General features: G+C 70.3%; 19 protein-coding genes. 4 read left to right on the top strand and 15 right to left on the bottom strand.

Annotated elements, in window-relative coordinates; all coding sequences use genetic code 11:
* Positions 1 to 2: 2 nt before the first annotated feature.
* Both ACIP79_RS22455 and ACIP79_RS22460 read right to left on the bottom strand, forming a co-directional pair.
* Entirely contained in the window at positions 3 to 1349 is a 1347-nt protein-coding gene (locus ACIP79_RS22455) for a DUF1254 domain-containing protein (protein ID WP_401225998.1), read from the bottom strand.
* 115 nt (positions 1350 to 1464) lie between these two features.
* Positions 1465 to 2397, bottom strand: coding sequence for an endonuclease/exonuclease/phosphatase family protein (locus tag ACIP79_RS22460; RefSeq protein WP_401226000.1), 933 nt, complete (start codon positions 2395 to 2397; stop codon positions 1465 to 1467).
* Between the two features lie 203 nt (positions 2398 to 2600).
* Here ACIP79_RS22460 and ACIP79_RS22465 point away from each other — a divergent pair, with 203 nt between their 5' ends.
* A complete protein-coding gene (locus ACIP79_RS22465; protein WP_387184312.1) occupies positions 2601 to 3185 on the top strand; it encodes a TerD family protein in 585 nt (194 codons plus the stop codon).
* Positions 3186 to 3271: 86 nt separating this feature from the next.
* Here the strand turns inward: ACIP79_RS22465 and ACIP79_RS22470 are convergent, their stop codons facing one another.
* Positions 3272 to 4840 (bottom strand): SDR family oxidoreductase, encoded by a 1569-nt coding sequence (locus ACIP79_RS22470; RefSeq protein WP_401226004.1) that lies wholly within the window; start codon positions 4838 to 4840, stop codon positions 3272 to 3274.
* A gap of 353 nt (positions 4841 to 5193) precedes the next feature.
* On the opposite strand from ACIP79_RS22470, the gene ACIP79_RS22475 reads away from it, so the two are divergent.
* Positions 5194 to 5694, top strand: a complete 501-nt coding sequence (locus tag ACIP79_RS22475; RefSeq protein WP_401226007.1) for a SidA/IucD/PvdA family monooxygenase — start codon at positions 5194 to 5196, stop codon at positions 5692 to 5694.
* A 60-nt stretch (positions 5695 to 5754) separates the two neighbouring features.
* On the opposite strand, the gene ACIP79_RS22480 is transcribed toward ACIP79_RS22475, so the two are convergent.
* From ACIP79_RS22480 to ACIP79_RS22495, 4 genes are all read right to left on the bottom strand, one after another.
* On the bottom strand, positions 5755 to 6147 hold the full coding sequence (locus tag ACIP79_RS22480) for a type II toxin-antitoxin system death-on-curing family toxin (RefSeq protein ID WP_401226009.1): 393 nt from the start codon (positions 6145 to 6147) through the stop codon (positions 5755 to 5757).
* Entirely contained in the window at positions 6144 to 6338 is a 195-nt protein-coding gene (locus ACIP79_RS22485; protein ID WP_401226012.1) for a ribbon-helix-helix protein, CopG family, read from the bottom strand. Before ACIP79_RS22485 ends, ACIP79_RS22480 begins: the two co-directional genes overlap by 4 nt.
* A gap of 167 nt (positions 6339 to 6505) precedes the next feature.
* Entirely contained in the window at positions 6506 to 7834 is a 1329-nt protein-coding gene (locus ACIP79_RS22490; RefSeq protein WP_401226015.1) for a class I SAM-dependent RNA methyltransferase, read from the bottom strand.
* 274 nt (positions 7835 to 8108) lie between these two features.
* The gene (locus ACIP79_RS22495) at positions 8109 to 10190 is read right to left on the bottom strand and encodes an APC family permease (protein ID WP_401226018.1); all 2082 of its coding nucleotides are present in this window, start codon (positions 10188 to 10190) and stop codon (positions 8109 to 8111) included.
* 545 nt (positions 10191 to 10735) lie between these two features.
* Between ACIP79_RS22495 and ACIP79_RS22500 the strand changes: the two genes are divergently transcribed.
* Positions 10736 to 11407 carry a TrkA family potassium uptake protein gene (locus ACIP79_RS22500; protein ID WP_365426248.1) on the top strand — a complete coding sequence of 224 codons (672 nt, stop codon included), beginning with the start codon at positions 10736 to 10738 and terminating at the stop codon, positions 11405 to 11407.
* Positions 11407 to 12084 carry a potassium channel family protein gene (locus ACIP79_RS22505; RefSeq protein ID WP_401226021.1) on the top strand — a complete coding sequence of 226 codons (678 nt, stop codon included), beginning with the start codon at positions 11407 to 11409 and terminating at the stop codon, positions 12082 to 12084. Before ACIP79_RS22500 ends, ACIP79_RS22505 begins: the two co-directional genes overlap by 1 nt.
* 112 nt (positions 12085 to 12196) lie before the next feature.
* On the opposite strand, the gene ACIP79_RS22510 is transcribed toward ACIP79_RS22505, so the two are convergent.
* The 8 genes from ACIP79_RS22510 to ACIP79_RS22545 all read right to left on the bottom strand — a co-directional run bounded on the left by ACIP79_RS22510 (position 12197) and on the right by ACIP79_RS22545 (position 20183).
* Complete coding sequence (locus tag ACIP79_RS22510) at positions 12197 to 12952, bottom strand: DUF3159 domain-containing protein (protein ID WP_401226024.1); 756 nt, start codon at positions 12950 to 12952, stop codon at positions 12197 to 12199.
* Between the two features lie 3 nt (positions 12953 to 12955).
* Positions 12956 to 13354, bottom strand: coding sequence for an OB-fold nucleic acid binding domain-containing protein (locus tag ACIP79_RS22515; protein WP_383681041.1), 399 nt, complete (start codon positions 13352 to 13354; stop codon positions 12956 to 12958).
* A gap of 45 nt (positions 13355 to 13399) precedes the next feature.
* Positions 13400 to 14083, bottom strand: coding sequence for a response regulator (locus tag ACIP79_RS22520; protein ID WP_383681040.1), 684 nt, complete (start codon positions 14081 to 14083; stop codon positions 13400 to 13402).
* Positions 14080 to 16698 carry an ATP-binding protein gene (locus ACIP79_RS22525; RefSeq protein ID WP_401226028.1) on the bottom strand — a complete coding sequence of 873 codons (2619 nt, stop codon included), beginning with the start codon at positions 16696 to 16698 and terminating at the stop codon, positions 14080 to 14082. The genes ACIP79_RS22520 and ACIP79_RS22525 overlap by 4 nt, the downstream gene beginning before the upstream one ends.
* A gap of 185 nt (positions 16699 to 16883) precedes the next feature.
* Positions 16884 to 18104, bottom strand: a complete 1221-nt coding sequence (locus ACIP79_RS22530) for an alginate lyase family protein (RefSeq protein WP_401226029.1) — start codon at positions 18102 to 18104, stop codon at positions 16884 to 16886.
* Between the two features lie 219 nt (positions 18105 to 18323).
* The gene (locus tag ACIP79_RS22535) at positions 18324 to 19085 is read right to left on the bottom strand and encodes a DUF3710 domain-containing protein (protein WP_383681035.1); all 762 of its coding nucleotides are present in this window, start codon (positions 19083 to 19085) and stop codon (positions 18324 to 18326) included.
* 1 nt (position 19086) lies between these two features.
* The gene (dut, locus tag ACIP79_RS22540; protein ID WP_383681033.1) at positions 19087 to 19602 is read right to left on the bottom strand and encodes a dUTP diphosphatase; all 516 of its coding nucleotides are present in this window, start codon (positions 19600 to 19602) and stop codon (positions 19087 to 19089) included.
* Entirely contained in the window at positions 19599 to 20183 is a 585-nt protein-coding gene (locus ACIP79_RS22545; protein WP_401226034.1) for a PaaI family thioesterase, read from the bottom strand. The genes dut and ACIP79_RS22545 overlap by 4 nt, the downstream gene beginning before the upstream one ends.
* Positions 20184 to 20192: the final 9 nt, after the last annotated feature.

The raw sequence follows: 20192 nt of genomic DNA on the forward strand, positions 1-20192 counted from the left end.
GGTCAGCTCCTGGGGGTGAGCGCCGGAATGGTCCAGCCGCCGTCAAGCACCGAGGGGTCGGGGCCGTAGACGCGGATGGTGACGGTGAAGGGCCCCGCGGGAGCGGGCAGCCAGTTGGCGGCCTCGGCCGGGTCCTCCGGCCGGGTCGCGCTCACGTGGAGGGTGAGTCCGCCGTCGGCGTCGCGGACGAGTCCGGGTGTCCGGTCGCCGATCGAGTACCGGTCGAGTTCGTTGTCGACGAGCAGTCGTTCGGGCAGCCGGTACATGGTCGCCGACCAGAAGAAGCGGGCCGGCGGGAGAGCGCCGGGCGGGAAGCGGATGACGTAGTCGCGCCGCGCTCCGTCGGGCGGCCGGTTGCCCTCGCTGTCCTCGGCCCAGCCGGCGTACCAGGCCTCGGCGGCGGGCAGCCCGTAGAGACCCTTCTCGACGCCGACCGCGCGGGTCAGATAGTCACCGCCGTGCTCTTCGCGGGTGCCGAACAGGTGGGTGGACTCGACGGCGTTCTCGCCGGCCTCGGCCAGCCGCGCGCGGGCGTCGGCGATGCCCGCTTCGAGCGCCTCCCGGGTCTCCGGTTTCAGCGCGGCGGGCTCGAACTCGCCGCGGCCGTCCACCCCCAGGGCTCCAAGCCTGCCGCGCAGGTCCGCCTCCGCGGGCAGTACGGGGAAGAAGCCGAGCAGGAAGTCGAGCACGGCGAAGAACTCGACCGAGCCGAGGGTCTCCTCCCGCCACACGGGCCAGACGGGCTCGGGCGCGGGATGCGGGGCCGCGCTGTCGAGGTACTCCGACAGCGGGCGCAGGCGGTACCGCTCCTGGACGGCACGGAGCGCGTCGACGTCCTGGGGCCCCGCGAGATACGTACGGCCGAGGATGCCCACCAGGCGGGTGTCGGCGCGCAGCACACCCGCCGTGCCGGGCGGCACCTCACCGGTCCATCCGGGGCCCGCCACCAGGTAGTCGCCCGCCTCGTTCCCGGTGGTACGGGCGCCGATGAACCCGACGTAACTGGTGTCCGGGTCGTGCAGCGGCAGCACGTAGTAGCGGTCCGTGGCCGGTACGGACACCACCCACGGCTCGGCACGCAGATCGAGCCAGGCCCAGGAGTACGGCGTGTCGTTGTTCGGCGTGACGACGTCCGTGTTGGCCGGCGTGAAGGGCCGTGAGTAGTGGCGGAAGCGGCCGAACCCGCCGACCGAGCGGGGGTCGTCGGCGTCGATGGCCTGCGGGTACATCGTGCGGTAGTTCTCCAGCAGCGGATATCCCCAGATCCAGGCCTCGGCCGCGGTCTCGCGAACCGCCCGCTCCGCCGGCTGCCGCGCCCCGCCGCCGGGCCGATCCGCATTCTCCGCCATGGATGGCTCCTCGCTAGAGATCACGTCCAGCGTCGGTGGCGGCGGCGGACGGGACCCTCTGAGCGGGGCCGTTCGAGTGAGCGGGCGCGGCTGCGCCACGGGGTTCGAGTGAGGCTCAGAGCCTGATGTGAGCGGCTATCGGCAGATGGTCGCTCCCCGTCGCGGGCAGGGTCCGGACGTCGCCGACCGTCGCCGCGCGGGTCATGATCTGGTCGATGCGCGCGACGGGCAGCCCCGCGGGCCAGCTGAACGCGAACCCCGACTCCGGCTCCCTCATCCGCGAGGTGACCGGAGCCAGACCGCGGTCGTCCACGGTGCTGTTGAGGTCCCCGAGCAGGATCACCCGGTCCAGCCGCTCGGCGGCGATCGCCGCACCGAGGAGCACGGCGCTCTCGTCCCGCGCCGGAGAGCCGAATCCCTTCGTCGGACTCATCCGTACGGACGGCAGGTGAGCCACGTACACCGCGACTTCGCCCCGTGCCGTACGGGCGGTCGCGCGCAGCCCGCGGTTCCAGCCCTCCTCGATCCCCTCCGGCCTGATGTCCACCAGCCGTACGTCGGAGAGCGGGTACTTCGACCAGAGCCCGACCGTGCCCCTGACGGCGTGGTGGGGATAGTCCGGCGCCAGGACCGCCACGAAGGCCGGCAGCGCGGAGGGGGTCAGTTCCTCCAGGGCGATGAGATCGGCCCGGGACCCGGCCAGCGACCTGGCGGTGCCCGCCGGGTCGGGGTTCTCGTCGCTGACGTTGTGCTGGACAGCGGTGATCCCTCCCGCCGGTTCGTGGCCGGGCAGCAGCAGACCGCCGAAGAGAGCGATCCAGGCGGCGACGGGCACCAGCGACGCCACCAGCGCGACGTACGAGCGGCGCAGGACCGCCACGGCCAGCAGTACCGGGACGGTGAGCCCGAGCCAGGGAAGGAAGGTCTCCAGCAGGCTGCCGAGCCGGCCGGGCGTGTTGGGGACCACGGCAGGAAAGACCAGCAGAAGGGCCACCAGTACGGCGAGCGATGCGATCACGCGCCCTCGCCTCCATTCGATCGACGTCACACGTTACGTCGACGCGGGGCACGTCGACCCGGTTGCGGACCGGCCGGACGGATACCGCTCACGCCGCCGCTCGCCATCGCCGCCACTGGTCGATTTTGCCCTTCTCACGCCCCTGTACCGGTATTTCTGGACCTGGTGTGCTCAAGCTTGACCACTCCAGACACAATTCGTGTGTCGAAGTCGCCTCACGGAGGGGTTCACGAATGATCACACTCACCAAGGAAGACGGTCCGGCGGATCTGGATGGGGTGACCCACCTGACCATCGGCGCGTCCTGGGACCCGACCGTCGGCAGCAGCGGCGGCCTGATGGGGAAGATCCGGCAGAAGGTCGGTACCGACCTCGACCTGATCGCCATCGCCATGCAGGGGGCGGACCCGGTACGGCTGGCCGGCCTCGACTCCCCCGACCCGCTGGGCAACGGCTCGCTGCTGCACAGCGGCGACAACCAGACCGGCCAGGGGGACGGCGACGACGAGACGGTGACCGTCCAGTTCGACCGCGTGCCGGCCAACATCACGGCCATCGTGTTCGTCGCCGCGGCGTACAAGAAGGGCAGCAGCTTCCAGAAGGCACGGAACATCAGCTTCAAGGTGTACGACGCCACCGGCGGCAGCTCCCAGCAGGTCGCCGACATCTGGCCGAGCCTGCTCAGCGCCGACAACGGCTGCGCCGTGGCCAAGGCCATGCGGGCCGGCGCGACCTGGAAGCTCCAGGTGATCAACGAGACCGGGAAGATCAAGCAGGGCGACGAGAAGGCCCTGATGCGCTTCGCCGTGAGCAAGTAGCACGGTTCGGGCCGGCGCCGTTTCCGGCGCCGGCCCGCAGGCGCCGGTCGGGGCGTCTCACTCGCCCCGCGCACTCACGGGTGGCGCTACCGGGACACGCCTCCGCCGGAGTTCGCCTCGCTGACGGGACGTTCGGGCGCAGCCTTGTCGTGGGCGCTCATCCCCTTGGCCGCCGCCTGGGTGATGTTGCGCGCCATGCCGCCGAACACCACGGCGTGGAACGGCGAGACGCTCCACCAGTAGGCGTGGCCGAACAGACCGCGAGGGTGGAACAACGCGCGCTGCCGGTAGCGCGTCCGGCCGTCGTCCCGCTCGACACGCATCTCCAGCCACGCGAGGCCGGGCAGTCGCATCTCCGCGCGCAGCCGCAGCAGCCGGCCGGGCTCGATCTCCTCCACCCGCCAGAAGTCCAGCGAGTCACCGACCTGCAGGCGCTCGGCGTCACGGCGGCCGCGCCGCAGTCCCACACCGCCGACGAAGCGGTCCAGCCAGCCGCGCACCGCCCAGGCGAGCGGGAAGGAGTACCAGCCGTTGTCGCCGCCGATGCCCTCGATCACCTTCCACAGTGCCTCGGGGGACGTCTCGACCGTCAGCTGCCGCTCGTCCTCGTACAGGCTGCCGCCGGCCCAGTCGGGGTCGGTGGGCAGGGGGTCGCTCGGCGCGCCGGGCAGGTCCGCCGACGACCAGCGGGTGACGACCTGCGCCTCGCGCACCCGCCGCAGCGCCAGGGAGAGAGCCTCGTCGAACGGCAGGGGCCGGCCCGGCAGGTCGGGAACGTAGCGGGCGATCTCGTGCTCCTGGCAGACGACCTCGTGGCGCAGCGACTCCGTCAGCGGCCGTGCGATGGACGCGGGCACCGGCGTGACGAGTCCGACCCAGTGGCTGGACAGCCGCGGAGTGAGTACCGGCACGGGCACGATCAGCCGTCGCCGCAGTCCGGCGACATCGGCGTACCGGAGCATCATGTCCCGGTAGGTCAGCACGTCCGGGCCGCCGACGTCGAAGGCCCGGTCGACGTCGTCCGGCATGGTCGCCGAGCCGACGAGGTACCGCAGCACGTCACGCACCCCGATGGGCTGGACGCGGGTGTGCACCCAGCTGGGGGTGACCATGACCGGCAGCCGTTCGGTGAGGTAGCGCAGCATCTCGAAGGAGGCCGAGCCGGAGCCGATGACCACGGCGGCGCGCAGGACCGTGGCGGGGACCAGGGAGTCGAGGAAGATCTTGCCCACCTCCGCGCGTGAGCGCAGATGCGGGGAGAGTTCCCGTTCGGGCACGCCGCGGGGGGTGAGTCCGCCGAGGTAGACGATCCGCCGTACCCCGGCGGAGTGCGCCTGCTCGGCGAAGGTCCTGGCCGCGCGGCGGTCGGTCTCCTCGAAGTCGGAGCCGCTGCCGAGCGCGTGCACCAGGTAGTAGGCGACGTCGATGCCGCGCAGGGCCTGGGCGATCGAGCCGGCGTCCGTGACGTCGCCCTTGACCACCTCGACGTCGCCCGCCCAGGGATAGTCACGCAGCTTGCCGGGGGTGCGGGCCACGCAACGCACCTGGTGGCCGGCCTCCAGCAGCTCGGGCACCAGCCGCCCGCCGACGTATCCGGAAGCACCGGTCACCAGGCACCGCAGTCCGCCCGAGTCCGGGGTTCGGTCAGCGTCCACGTCCAGCTCCTCCACCACTCGCGGGTTTCTGCGCCTTTCTTCCGATCATCGCCGCAGCGGGCCACCCCTGCCCGTCGCTACGCCGCTCGGCCCCCCGCCGAGTCTCCCTCTCAGGAGCGAAGAAACCACAGCTCAGATGTCTTTACCCGCGGACCGGAGAATCGCCGCACTCGCCGATCGCCGGACTCAGGCGGGGCGCACCGTGCGGGTGCCGTCGAGCCCCGGGTACAGACGCCGGGCCGTCCCGGCGAAGATCTCCCGCTGGTCCCGCTCCGGCAGCCCCGCGAGGACCTCCCGGGCGAGGCCGAGGAGTTCCGGCAGTGACTGCTCGGCCGCCGGCAGATCAAGCCACCGTGGGGCGGCCGATCGACGCCGAACCGGTCGAAATCGTCCCCGGCACGGCAGTGTCCGCCGCCACCGCCCACCCGGACGGCCCCATCGAACTGCGCTGCCGGCACACCGACTCCCAAACCGAAACCGTGATCAGCACCGAAGCGGTGGTGCTCGCAACCGGCTACCGCGCGGTCCGCCCCCCAGTCCTCGACCCCATCGCCCACCTGATCGACTGGGACGACCAGGGCCGCTACCAGGTCGACCTCGACCACCGGGTCGCCACCCTGCCCGCCCTCACCGGCGGCCTGTATGTGCAGAACGCCGAACTGAATACTCACGGCGTCGGCACACCCGACCTGGGCCTCGGTGCCCGCCGGGCCGCCGTGATCCTCAACTCGGTCGCAGGCGGCACCGTCCATCCCCTGCCCACCCGCTCGGCCTGGACCAACTTCGCGCCGTCCACCCCGGCCGGCTCTCGACCACAGGAGATCGACACTGCGCCCGCACACGCCGCCCGTTGACCCACAGCCACGGGACCTCACCCGAGGTTCATGACGCACTGCGGGAACGAGCGTCGAACGTCAGAAAACAGGGAACCAGGCCGCCAGGCGCTTGGCGATGGCCGGTACATCGATGTGGTCCTGCGCGACGTCCTCGACGAACGGGCCGGCAATGGAGACGGGCGGTGGGACGATACTGGCACTGACGCCGTTGAACCGCAGGAAGACGCGCATGGCGAGCCAGGCGGTGCGCTTGTTGCCGTCGATCAATGCGTGATTGCGTGCGACGGAGTGCAGCAGTGCCGCAGCCTTCTCGTGCAGGGTGGGATACAGCTCGGCTCCGAACATGTTCGTCCGGGGTCGCTCGATGGCTGACACCAGCAAGCCCACGTCACGCGCGCTGTGCTCGGTACGGTTCACCGTGCGGGCGATGGCCAGGATCTCGTCGAGCTGCATGTAGCGCACGTCGGTCACTTCAGGTAGTCCAGGATCTCCGCATCGCTGTCCAGGAGCTCGGTCAGGACGTCAGCGACCTTCAGCTCGGCCCGGTTCTGGGCGTCACGGATAGCCTCGATGGCGAGTTCCTGCTTGCTGCGGCCCTCCCGACGAGCCCGCTCAGTCAGCTTCGCGTCAAGGTCGTCGGGGAGTCGAAGTGTCATCGCCATACACCGATGATACCAGCCCGGTATCACCGGTGTGTTCAGTCGCCCCGCCGCAGCGCACCCCTCACGAAGTCGCAGGTCAGAGAGATCTCAAAGATCGATCCGCCCAATCGAACCGCCGCACGGAGGGAAACAGGTCGAGCAACCCGCCAGAGCAACAAAACCGCAGCTCAGACGCCCTTCTCAGCCGGCTCCAGAATCGCCACGCACTCCACATGGTGAGTCATCGGGAACAGGTCGAACGCCCGCAGGGTCCGTACCTTGTATCCGCCGTCCCGGAAGTACCCCAGATCGCGGGCGAGGGCCGCGGGATCGCAGGCGACGTACGCGATGCGGCGGGCGCCCAGGGACGCGAGGTGTTCGACGGTCTTCTTGCCGGCGCCGGAGCGGGGCGGGTCGAGGACGATCAGGTCGACCTCGGTGATGCCGGTGCGCGGGAGGACGGACTCGACCTTGCCCTGTTCGATGCGGACGCGGTCGAAGGCGGCGAGGTTGTGCCGGGCGTCCTCGACCGCGCGCTTGCCGGACTCGATGCCGAGGACCACGCCCTTGTCGCCGAGGCGGTCCGCGAGGGCGCCGGCGAACAGGCCGACGCCGCAGTACAGGTCGAGTGCCATCTCGCCCTTGCGCGGCAGCAGGCCCTGCATGACGGCCTTGACCAGAATGTCCGGGGCCTGCGGGTGGACCTGCCAGAAGCCGCCGCTGCCCACCCGGTGGGTACGCCCGTCGGCACGCTCGCGGACGAAGGCGCGGCCGTGCACGCGGTGGATGCCGCCGTCGTGCTCCTCGACGCGCATGACGGAGGCGGGCTTGTCGAGCTCGACGAGGGGCAGCCGGGCGCCGGGCCGGGGTTCCAGGATCACCATGCGGTCCTGGGAACCGGAGGCGGCGATCGCGTCGACGGAGACCATGCCCGACCAGTCGCGCTGCTCGACGCCGAGCTCACTGACGCCCTCCGCGGCGATCATGCAGTGCTCGATCGGCTCGACCTCGTGCGAACGGTGCCGGCGCAGTCCGGCGTTGCCGTCCGGGTCGACGGCGTACTGCACGCGCGTGCGCCAGGCGGGAACCTCACCGGCGGGCAGCTTGTCGCCCTCGGCGGGCATCACGGTGCCGTCCCAGCCGGCCTCCTCCGGGGTGAGACCCGCGAGCCGCTGCAACTGCTCGGCGATGACCTCGCCCTTCAGCCGCCGCTGGGCGCCCGGCTTGGCGTGCTGCCAGTCGCAGCCACCACAGCGGCCGGGACCGGCGTACGGGCACGGGGCCTCGACCCGGTCCTTGGAGGGTTCGAGGACGGTGACGGCGTCGGCGCGCAGGAACCGCGCGCCCTCCTCGCCGTCCGTCACCCGCGCGAGGACCCGCTCGCCGGGCAGGGTGTGCCGGACGAAGAGGACCTGTCCCTCGGTGGTACGGGCGATGCAGTGCCCGCCGTGGGCGACAGGGCCGACCTCGACCTCGTACTCCTCCCCCACCAGCATTTTCTTCGGTTCTGCCTGCATGGCGGGGTGACTCCAGATGCGAAAAGGGTGCGGGAGGACGGGAGGCCGCGGAAGGACACGGCAGGGCGCGGAACAGCGCCGGAAGCGTGTCGAAGGACGCCGCGGGACGGGACGGTCGGACAACAGCCGACCAGTCTACGTGGCCACCGCCCGTCCGCTCACCACAACGCCGCCGGGCCTCTCGACACATCGCCACCAGGCCGCTCACCACAACGCCACCGGGCCTCTCAACACAACACGGCCCGGCCGCTCACCGCCCCTCCGCCCGGCCGCGTCAGCCCTTCGCGGATCCCGAGGACCCCGCCGGGCCGGATGACCCCGACGGCTCCTTGGGCCGGTCATGGGCCGGACCCCGCCGCACCGCACCCGGCGCGCTCCACTCCTGGCGCTTACGGGCCCGCTTCCTGGCCAGCTCGGACGACTCCAGCTGGTAGGGCACCGACGTCACCATCACGCCCGGCGTGAACAGCAGCCGGCCCTTCAGCCGGAGCGCGCTCTGGTTGTGCAGCAGGTGCTCGTACCAGTGCCCGACCACGTACTCGGGGATGATCACGGAGACCACGTCGCGCGGCGAGTCCCGGCGCAGCCCCTTGACGTACTCGATGACGGGGCGGGTGATCTCGCGGTACGGCGAGTCGAGGACCTTCAGCGGTACGTCGATACCGCGCCGTTCCCACTCGTCGCGCAGGGCCTTCGTCTCGACCGGGTCGACGTTGACGCTGAGCGCCTCCAGGCTGTCGGAGCGCATCAGCTTGGCGTAGGCGAGGGCGCGCAGCGTGGGGCGGTGGATCTTGGAGATCAGGACGATGGAGCGGACCCGGGAGGGGCGGACGCTGTCGTCGGAGGGCCCCTCGGGCGCGACCAGTTCCTCGGCGACCCGGTCGTAGTGCTTACGGATCGCGCTCATCGTCGCGTAGAAGATCACCATGCCGAGCAGCGCGACCCAGGCGCCGTGCGTGAACTTCGTGACGAGTACGACGACCAGCACGAGACCGGTGAAGAAGGCGCCGAAGGTGTTGATCGCGCGGGAGCGGACCATGTGGCGGCGCTTGGCCAGGTCCTTCTCGGTGCGCAGGTGCCGGTTCCAGTGCCGGACCATGCCGGTCTGGCTGAGGGTGAAGGAGACGAAGACACCGACGATGTAGAGCTGGATGAGCTTCGTCGAGTCCGCTCCGTAGACCCAGACGAGCATGGCGGCGGCGAGCGCCAGCAGCACGATGCCGTTGGAGAAGGTGAGGCGGTCGCCGCGGGTGTGCAGCTGGCGCGGGAGATAGCGGTCCTGGGCGAGGATCGAGCCGAGCAGCGGGAAGCCGTTGTAGGCGGTGTTGGCGGCGAGGAAGAGCACCAGCGCGGTGGCGGCGGCCAGCACGATGAACAGGAAGCTGCCCTTGCCGAAGACCGCCTCGGCGACCTGCGAGATCACCGGGTTCTGGACGTAGTCGGCGCCGACCGCGACGCCGTTGTGGATCAGGTCGACGGCCGGGTTCTCCGCCATCCGGACCTTGGTCGCCATGGCCAGGCCGATGATCCCGCAGAACATGGTGACGGCGAGCAGGCCCATCATCGCGAGGGTGGTCGCGGCGTTCTTCGACTTGGGCTTGCGGAAGGCCGGCACGCCGTTGGAGATGGCCTCGACGCCGGTGAGCGCGGCGCAGCCGGAGGAGAAGGCGCGCAGCAGCAGGAAGACGAGGGCGAAGCCGGCGAGGCCCTGGTGCTCGGCCTCGATGTGGAAGTCGGCGGTCGGGGCCTTCATGGTGTCGTCGAGGACGAGCCCGCGGAAGGAGCCCCAGGCGATCATGATGAAGACGCCGGCCACGAAGACGTACGTCGGAATCGCGAAGAGCTTTCCGGACTCCTTCACTCCGCGCAGGTTCATCAGCGTGAGCAGCACGATGACGCCGACCGCGCAGAGCACCTTGTGCTCGATCACGAACGGGATCGCCGAACCGAGGTTCTCGATGCCGGACGCGATCGACACGGCGACGGTCAGGACGTAGTCGACGAGCAGCGCGCTGGCGACGGTGAGGCCGGCCCGGGGGCCGAGGTTGGTGTTCGCGACCTCGTAGTCGCCGCCGCCGCTCGGGTAGGCGTGCACGTTCTGCCGGTAGGAGGCGACCACGGTGAACATCAGCACGACGACCGCGAGGGCGATCCAGGGGCTGAAGTGGTAGGCCGACACGCCCGCGATGGAGAGGACCAGGAGCACTTCTCCGGGTGCGTACGCCACGGAGGAGAGCGGGTCGGATGCGAAGACGGGGAGTGCGATGCGCTTCGGCAGGAGCGTTTCCCCGAGCCGATCACTGCGCAGTGCGCGCCCGATCAGAATCCGTTTGGGCACGTCGGTCAGTTTGGACACGGAGAGGATCGTAAGCGTTCGAACGGGGGGCCGCCCACCTGCCGCCCTACATCTGCCCCACATCTGCCCTACGAGTGAAAACGGGCACATTCCCCGCTGCGGATTCCGTTGCCGTCCAGATCCGCGTGCCTATATGAAAAACATCCACATTCGCCCGCTTCTGGAGGTCCCATGCACGCCACCGCGGAGCTCATCGGCGCGGCCGCCGGCCTTGTCGGCCTCGGAATCCTCACCCTTCTGAGCGTCCGCAGCATCAACCGCCGCTGACCCACGCCTCAAGGATTCGTCGAGGCCTCCTCCCCGCGGCCTCCGCGCAGCCTCCCCACGGCCTCCCGTCGGCCCTCGCGGCTTTGCCGATACGGTGGAGGCGGGCAAGCGGGGCCGACGGCTCACACCTGCGCGGTATCACTATCGGGATTCACCGGCATGATGTTGCCCGGCAGGCCGAAAACTGGCCGCAGCGTATTGCCCGGCGAGCCGAGAGAGAGACATGAGCAGGACATCTACGCAGGTCAGAGGCCTAGCGGGGAGTGCGGGGTAAGGCCGTGCATATTGTCATCATGGGCTGCGGAAGAGTCGGTTCCGCTCTTGCCCAGACCCTGGAGCAACAGGGGCACACGGTCGCCGTGATCGACCAGGACCCCACCGCCTTCCGACGCCTCGGCTCCGGGTTCGGCGGCCGTCGCGTCACCGGAGTCGGCTTCGACCAGGACACCCTGCGCGAGGCGGGCATCGAGGAGGCCGGGGCGTTCGCCGCGGTCTCCAGCGGCGACAACTCCAACATCATCGCGGCCCGGGTGGCCCGCGAGATGTTCGGCATCGAGAACGTCGCGGCGCGCATCTACGACCCCCGCCGCGCCGAGGTCTACCAGCGCCTGGGCATCCCCACCGTCGCCACCGTCCGCTGGACGGCCGACCAGATGCTGCGCAGGCTGCTGCCCTCGGGCGCCGAGCCGCTGTGGCGCGACCCCACCGGCGGGGTGCAGCTCGCCGAGGTGCACGCCTCCACCGCCTGGGTCGGCCACAAGATCAGCCGGCTCCAGGACGAGACCGGCGTACGCGTGGCCTTCCTCACCCGGCTGGGCGAGGCGGTCCTGCCCACCTCGCAGACGGTGCTGCAAGAAGGCGACCTGGTGCACGTGATGATGCGCACCTTCGACGTGGACAAGGTCGAGGCGTCCTTCGCCAAGGGCCCCGAAGAGGAAGCCGGTCACTGATGAGAGTCGCCATTGCCGGTGCCGGCGCCGTGGGCCGCTCGATCGCGGGCGAGCTCCTGGAGAACGGCCACGAGATCCTGCTGATCGACAAGGCGCCGACCGCCATCTCGGTCGAGCGCGTCCCGCAGGCGGAGTGGCTGCTCGCCGACGCCTGCGAGATCACCTCCCTCGACGAGGCCGCGCTCCAGCGCTGCAATGTGGTCATCGCGGCCACCGGGGACGACAAGGTCAACCTCGTCGTCTCCCTGCTCGCGAAGACCGAGTACGGCGTCCCGAGGGTCGTCGCCCGGGTCAACAACCCGAAGAACGAGTGGCTGTTCAACGAGTCCTGGGGCGTCGACGTCGCCGTCTCCACCCCGCGCCTGATGTCGGCCCTGGTCGAGGAGGCCGTCAGCGTCGGCGACCTGGTCCGCCTGCTCCGCTTCAGCCACGGCGACGCCAACCTCGTCGAACTGACCCTGCCGCCGGAGTCCGCCCTGGCCGGCACGACCGTCGGCGACGTCGAGTGGCCCGAGGACACGTCCCTGGTCACCATCATCCGCGGCACCCGTGTCCTGACGCCCTCCCGGGAGGACTCCCTGGAGGCCGGCGACGAACTGCTGTTCGTGGCCGCACAGGCCCGCGAGGAACAGCTGGAGGACCTGCTGTCGGTGCGCCGCGAGGACGCGGCCGGCTAGCCGTTTCCGATACGACGATGGGGGCGCCCGGAGATCTCCGGGCGCCCCCATCGTCGTACGGGCACAGGTGTACGGCACTGAGTGCGGCACCGAGGGGTACGGGCTGGGACGCTCACGCCTCGCGGCGATGGCTGGTCGGCGTGGTGTCGCCGCGCTCCTCGGCGAGGGCGGCCTTGCGCTCCTTCTCGGCCTTCTCCTCCGCCTCCATCTCCGCGAAGACGTCGATCGGCGGCGGCGCCTTCGCGAGGAAGACCCAGGTGAGCCAGACGGCGAGCAGGAAGGGCGGGATCTTCAGGGCGATCAGGACCCAGCCGAACTGGGTGGTGTCGCCCCACCAGTAGAGCGGGAAGAGGACCGCGCACTTGGCGAGCAGGATCAGGCCCCAGGCCCAGCTGGCCTTCGCGTACGCCTTCTTGCGGCCGGGGTTGCGGGTGCGCCAGGAGAGGTTCTCCTTGAAGACCGGGCCGAGCATCAGGCCGATCAGCGGCACGCCCGCGAGGGTCGTGGCGATGTAGGCGACGGCCAGGCCGAGCGTGTAGAGCATGCCCGGCAGGTAGAAGTCCTTCGCGTTGCCCGTCATCATCGCGAAGACGACACCGAAGGCGACGCCGAATACGCCGCTGAAGGCGTGCTTGACGGTGTCCTTCATGATCAGGCGGACCACGACGAGCAGCACGGACACCGCGAGGGCGGCGATGGCCGCCGAGTGCAGGTCCTTGTTGATCGTGAAGATGGTGACGAAGAGGAGGCCGGGCACGACCGTCTCGACCATGCCCCGCACACCGCCGAACGCCTCGAAGAGCGCGGCCTCCGTCACCGCCCTCGTGTCCTGCTGGGGGTCTTCGGTCGGCTTGTCGAGCGACGTCACCGGCTACTCCCGTCCGAGCGGTCTGAGTTCGTACTTCGGGTTGAACAGCACCCTACGGCCCCGGCTCATGGAAATGCGGCCCGATGCGATGAGCTTGCGCCCCGGCTCTATGCCCACGATGGAGCGTCTGCCCAGCCACACGACATCAAGCGCCGCCGAGCCGTCGAACAACTCGGCCTCCAGCGCGGGGACTCCGGCACGCGGGCGCAGAGTGACCGTGCGCAACGTACCAGTAACGGTCACGACCTGTCGGTCGTGGCAGTCACCGATCCGTGTGCAGCCGGCGGTCTCGGCGTCCTCGCGCAGCTCCTCGGACTCCAGGTCCTCCTGGGACGAGGAGAGCCTGTCCAGCATGCGCCGGAACCGGCCCGCCGGTTTTTCGGAACGCGGAACAGCACTCATACCGAAAGCGTACCGGGGGCGCCGACAGCCTCGTACCCACGCGGGTCAGCGTTCGAACCGGTAACCCATGCCCGGCTCGGTGACGAAGTGCCTGGGGTGCGAGGGGTCCGTCTCCAGCTTGCGGCGCAGCTGGGCCATGTAGACCCGCAGGTAGTTCGTCTCCGTGCCGTACGACGGCCCCCAGACCTCCTGGAGCAGCTGCTTCTGGCTGACCAGGCGGCCGGTGTTGCGCACCAGCACCTCCAGGAGGTGCCACTCCGTGGGGGTCAGGCGGACGTCGCGTCCACCGCGGTTGACCTTCTTCGCGGCGAGGTCGACGGTGAAGTCGTCCGTCTCGACGATCACGTCGTCCTCGCCGGCCCCCGTGGGCTCGGCGCGGCGGACGGCGGCGCGCAGCCGGGCCAGCAGTTCGTCCATGCCGAAGGGTTTGGTGACGTAGTCGTCGGCGCCCGCGTCGAGAGCCTCGACCTTCTCGTCCGAGGAGTGCCGGGCCGAGAGCACCAGGATGGGCACCCGGGTCCAGCCGCGCAGGCCCCTGATCACCTCGACGCCGTCCATGTCGGGGAGACCGAGGTCGAGCACGACGACGTCGGGGTGCCGGGCGGCGGCGAGCTGGAGCGCGGTGGCTCCGTCCGGGGCCGCGTCGACCTCGTACTTGCGTGCCCTCAGGTTGATGACGAGGGCTCGCGTGATCTGGGGCTCGTCGTCGACCACGAGGACCCGGGTCATGAGGCCTGCCTTTCCGCTGCTGATGGTGCTGGTGACACTGATGATGCCGGTGACTCTGATGGTGCCGGTGCTGATGGTCCCGACTCGGGGACGGAAGCGTCGGTGGCCGCTTCGGGGCCGCGTTGCACCGCCCTGAGCGTGAGCACCATGGTGAGTCCGCCCCCGGGGGTGTCCTCGGCGGTCAGGGTGCCGCCCATGGCCTCGGCGAAGCCGCGGGCGACCGCGAGGCCGAGGCCCACCCCGGCGCCGCGCGGAGCGTCACCGTAGCGCTGGAAGGGGGCGAAGATGCGCTCCTTGGCCTCGTCGGGGACGCCGGGCCCGCGGTCCACCACCCGCATCTCCACCCGGTCGGCCATGGCGCTCGCCGACACCAGTACCCGTTCGTCGGCGGGGCTGTACTTGACGGCGTTCTCCACGAGGTTGGCGACCGCCCGCTCCAGCAGCCCGGCGTCCACCGCGATCATCGGCAGGCTCTCCGGGATGTCCAGTTCGACGCTGTCCTCCGGTACGCCGCCGAGCGCCATCGGCACCACCTCGTCGAGGTCGATGTCCCTGATGAGCGGCGTGACCGTGCCGGTCTGGAGGCGGGACATGTCCAGCAGGTTGCCCACCAGGTGGTCGAGCCGGTCGGCGCCGTCCTCGATGCCTTCGAGCAGCTCGGCCTGGTCCTCCTCCGACCAGGCCACGTCGTCCGAGCGCAGGGAGGAGACGGCGGCCTTGATACCGGCCAGCGGGGTGCGCAGGTCGTGGCTGACGGCGGCCAGCAGAGCCGTGCGGATGCGATTGCCCTCCGCCAGCTCCTTCGCCCGGTCCGCCTCGTACTGGAGGCGCTGCCGGTCCAGGACCACCGCGGCCTGCGCGGCGAAGGCGGCCAGCACCCGCCGGTCGGAGGCAGGCAGCACCCGCCCCGACAGCGCGAGCGCCAGGTGGTCGCCCACCGGGATGTCCACGTCCGCGTCCTCGGGCCGCTCCACCAGTGGACGGGGGCCGACGCTCCCCGCGCACTTCCACGGATCGACGTCGCTCTCCCGTTCGAGGAGTGCCACCGACTCCATGCCGAAGGTCTCCCGGACCCGCTCCAGGAGCGCCTCCAGGCTGTTCTCGCCGCGCAGCACGCTCCCCGCGAGGAAGGAGAGGATCTCCGACTCGGCGCGCAGCCGTGCCGCCTGGTGGGTGCGCCGGGCCGCGAGGTCCACCACGGACGCCACGGAGACGGCGACACCGAAGAAGATCGCGATGGCGACGATGTTCTTGGGGTCGGAGACCGTCAGGCGGTGCAGCGGCGGCGTGTAGTAGTAGTTCAGGAGGAGCGACCCGAAGGCCGCCGAGGCGAGCGCCGGGTACAGGCCACCCAGCAGGGCCGCCGCCACCGTCAGCGCCAGGAACAGCAGCATGTCGTTGGCGAGACCGAGCTCCACCGTGTTCAGGAGGAACGCGAGAAGCACCGGTCCGAGCACACCGACGAACCAGCCCCAGATGATCCGGGACCGCCCCAGCCGCGCGCCCCGCGCCACCGGCAGCCCACGGCCCTTGGCGACCTCGTCGTGCGTGACGATGTGCACGTCCAGGTCGGACGCCGACTCCCGGGCGACCGTGGCCCCGACGCCGGGCCCGAACATGTACTGCCAGGTCTTGCGGCGCGAGGAGCCGAGCACGATCTGCGTGGCGTTGACGCCCCGCGCGAAGTCCAGCAGCGCGGCCGGGATGTCGTCCCCGACGACGTGGTGGAAGGTGCCGCCGAGGTCCTCGACCAGGGTGCGCTGGACGGCCAGTTCCTTGGGCGAGGCCGAGGTCAGCCCGTCGCTGCGGGCGATGTAGACGGCCATCACCTCGCCGCCCGCGCCCTTCTCCGCGAGCCGCGCGGCACGCCGGATCAGCGTCCGGCCCTCCGGACCGCCCGTCAGGCCCACCACGATCCGCTCCCGCGAACCCCAGATCTTCGAGACCCGGTGATCGGTGCGGTACTCCGTCAGGTACTCGTCGACCCGGTCCGCCACCCACAACAGCGCCAGCTCCCGCAGGGCGGTGAGGTTGCCGGGCCGGAAGTAGTTCGACAGCGCCGCGTCGACCTTGTCGGACTTGTACACGTTGCCGTGTGCCATCCGCCGCCGCAGCGCCTGCGGCGACATGTCGACCAGCTCGATCTGGTCCGCCCGTCGGACCACCTCGTCCGGAACGGTCTCCCGCTGCCGTACGCCGGTGATCGACTCGACCACGTCGCCCAGCGACTCCAGGTGCTGGATGTTGACCGTCGAGACGACGTCAATGCCGGCCGCCAGGAGTTCCTGCACGTCCTGCCACCGCTTGTCGTTGCGCGAACCGGGAACGTTCGTGTGCGCGAGCTCGTCCACCAGGGCGACGGCCGGGGCGCGCTCCAGTACGGCGTCCACGTCCATCTCGCCGAAGAGGGAGCCGCGGTACTCCAGCTCCCTGCGCGGCACCTGCTCCAGGCCGTGCAGCATCACCTCGGTACGCGGGCGCCCGTGGTGCTCGACGAACGCGACGACGCAGTCCGTGCCGCGCTCGACACGCCTGTGCGCCTCGGAGAGCATCGCGTACGTCTTGCCGACGCCCGGTGCCGCGCCCAGGTAGATCCGAAGCTTGCCGCGTCCCATGGCCCCTATTGTCTTCCCGTCACCGTTGTGTACGCAGCGTCGACCTTACGGCCAATAATCCCGGCAAAAGGGGCGGTGGGCCGGGAGGCGGGCGTTTTGACGGAACCCTGATGGCCGGGCGCCCGTATCGCTACGGTCACCCGGCCACCGGAAGGAAGGCGCGGGGCTCGTCCCCGCACGTCACGTCAGCTCAGGTTGTCCCCCTGCGTGAGGGTCTCCCAGGCCACGAAGAGGTTGTTCGTGCCGGACGGGCGGTTCCGCATGGTCAGGTTCTCGGTGTTCGTCATGCCGTAGCCGAGGCGGTTGTGCATGGCGTTGTAGCCGACCTCGGTGATCGGGCCGAGCCCGAGCGTCAGGGACCCGCCGCACAGCGAACTCGGCACCGCCTCACCCAGCTGGTACTTGGCCTGGAAACCGAGCGCCTGGCGCAGCCGCTCGCCCACGTCGGTGGTGTAGAGGTCGATGCCCTGGATCCGGCTGGTCTCCGCGACGTGCGAGATGGAGGAGATGCCGTACCCGGTGTGCACGAAGTCGCGGCAGGTCTCCTGGGTGAGCCCGGTGGTGAAGGTGGACTGCCCCTGCCAGTAGGAGACGATCTTGGCCGTGGTGTTGAGGTTCTGGCTCGGCACGGTCTTCGGCAGCGCGCCGTCGGAGGAGAGGTAGACGTACGCGGCCGTGCGGGTACGGAACTTCGCCATGGCCGAGTCCCATGCCCCCCTGTCCTCAAGGAAGACGGAGATGCCGATGGCGGCCTCCATCATCGTCAGCTCCCAGTTCCCGTTGGAGTTGGAGCCGTTGATGATCTCGGGCAGGTAGACGTTGCGCAGCATGGTCCCGAACCGTGCGGAGTTGGCCCAGGTACCGGTGTACGTGTACTTGATGATCTCGGCGGCCTTGGGCCACGAGGAGCCCGCCCAGCCGGTCTGGAGCGGGGCGTTGCTGTTGGTGTGGTCGGTGATCGTGGCCGACCAGGCGTCCATCAGCTGGATGGACTTCTGCGCGTAGCGGGCGTCCCGGGTGATGTACCAGGCCAGAGCCGTGGTGTACGCGGCTATCGCGTCCTCGCGCTCGTTGGTACAGCCGTTGTTGGGGTTCGAGTACGAGCCGCACTCGACGACCGCGCGCGGGGTGGGCGTACGTGTCAGCGAGGCGTACTTGCTCGCCAGCATCTGGTCGTAGGCACCCTTCCAGGGCTGGGCGCCGGCCAGCACCTGGGTGCGGGCGAAGTCCAACTGGCCTCGGGAGACGCCGACTCCGGGGTGCACGAAGGTGGCCGGCGCGGCCTCGGCCCGCTGCTGGCCGCCGGGCAGGGCGAGGAAGCCGGCGACCAGGGCGGCGGTCGTGGCGATGGTGACGAGGAAGGCCGGGAGCCGTCTGCGGCGGTGAACTGTGGGGGTCTCGGGCATGTGAGGGGATCCGTTCTTGTATGTGAACGACACACGGGGGACTGAACACACGCGCTGGCCGGGACCATAGGTCCAGACCAAATCCCCGTCAACCCCCGAGGGCGGAACCACACCTCGACCGCCCTCCCTGGAGAAAGGTTCAGGTATACGAAAAGGGCCGCACCCCGGTGAAGGAGTGCGGCCCTGATGTGCTTTCGGCCGAGGCGCGGCGGCGATACGTCAGCGAACCTCGGTGGTCTCCGGTCCGCGCTGCAACTGCCCCATGCCACCGGAGAAGCGGGAACCACTCTGCTCCTCCTGCTGGACACCCTCGGGCACCATCTGCGCGTCGTTCGGCAGCTTCAGGACGATCGGGTCGCGGGGGGCCATCGGACCCTCACCGCGCACGACCACCGTGTCCCGGAAGATCTGTTCGAGGAGTCCCGCGGCCTGCGGCTGTACCGCGCCCTGACCGGAGATGACTCCGCGCAGGAACCACCGGGGACCGTCCACACCGACGAACCGCACGACCTGGAAACCGCCCGTGCCGTCCGGCAGTTGCACCGGGACCTGCGCCCGCAGCTCCCAGCCCAGCGGGCCCTCGACCTCGTCGATGACACCGCCCTGCTGGGTGATGCCGGAGGCGATCTCCTCGCGGACCTCGCCCCAGATGCCTTCGCGCTTGGGAGCGGCGAAGGCCTGGAGCTGGACGGCGCTGTCCTTCAGGACGACGGTGGCCGCGACGATCGCGTCGCCCGCGACCTCGACCCGCAGCTCCATGCCGTCGACTCCGGGCACCAGGATGCCGCCCAGGTCCACACGGCCCTCGGCGGGGTCGCGCACCTCCGAGTCGTCCCAGGGTCCGTCGGGCCGCGGCTCCGGTTCGAGCCTCACGCGCTCCCGCTCCGTCCCGTCCGCCTCAGTGTCGACGTCGTCGACGACCTGCTCGGCCTCGCCCGCCGCGTCCTCGGCGGCACTGCCCTTCTTGCGACGTCCGAACACGTCACTGTCCTTCCCGGTCGGATACGACCGAAGCGTATCGATTCCCACCCGCCCCGCCGCCCACGGCGGCATGACCGCCGGTGGACCCGAAGCCCCCTGCGGCCCGCGCCGAGTCGGGAAGCTCCGCGACCTCCTGGAAGCGGACCTTCTCGACCTGCTGGACGACCAGTTGGGCAATCCGGTCGAAGCGCTCGAAGCGCACGGACTCGTGCGGGTCGAGATTCACCACGATCACCTTGATCTCCCCACGGTACCCGGCATCCACCGTCCCCGGGGCATTCACGAGAGCGACACCGCAGCGGGCGGCCAGCCCGGAACGGGGGTGTACGAAGGCCGCGTACCCCTCCGGCAGCGCGACAGACACTCCCGTGGGCAGAACGGCCCGTTCACCCGGCTTCAGTTCACATCCCTCGGTGGTGCGCAGATCCGCTCCCGCGTCACCGGGGTGCGCGTACTCGGGGAGCGGGACTTCCGGGTCGACGCGCTTGATCAGCACGTCGAGAGGATCACGGGTCACGGGTTCACCTCGAAGGCGCGTACGCGCCTGACCTGGTCGGGGTCGTCCATGGCCGCCCGGATCTCCTCCGCGCGGCCGTTGTCGATGAAGTGGTCGACCTTCACCTCGATGAAGAGGGCGTCGGCACGGACGGCGACGGGCCCCTCGGGGCCGCCGATCCGCCCGGTGGCGGTCGAGTAGATCTTGCGCCCCGCCACCGCCGTGACCTCGGCCTCCAGGTACAGCACGGTGTCCACGGGCACGGGCCGTACGAAGTCCGTCTCCAGCCGTCCGGTCACCGCGATGGTCCGCAGCAGCCAGTTCAGCGAGCCGAGCGCCTCGTCCAGCGCGGTGGCGAGAACGCCGCCGTGCGCGAGACCGGGGGCCCCCTGGTGGGCGGCCCGCACGGTGAACTCCGCGGAGATCCGAACCCCCTCCCCCGCGCGGGCTTCGAGGTGCAGACCATGGACCTGGCCCTCGCCGCACCCGAAACACTGTCCGTAGTGCGCGCCGAGGAGTTCACCCGGTGGGGGTGCGTCGGGGTGCCGCACCGGCGTGACGGCGTCGGCCGGAGGCTTCAGAGCTGCGGAAGTACCACTCACAGCCGCAGA

Source organism: Streptomyces sp. NPDC088747, from assembly GCF_044751025.1.
Classification (GTDB): Bacteria; Actinomycetota; Actinomycetes; order Streptomycetales; family Streptomycetaceae; genus Streptomyces.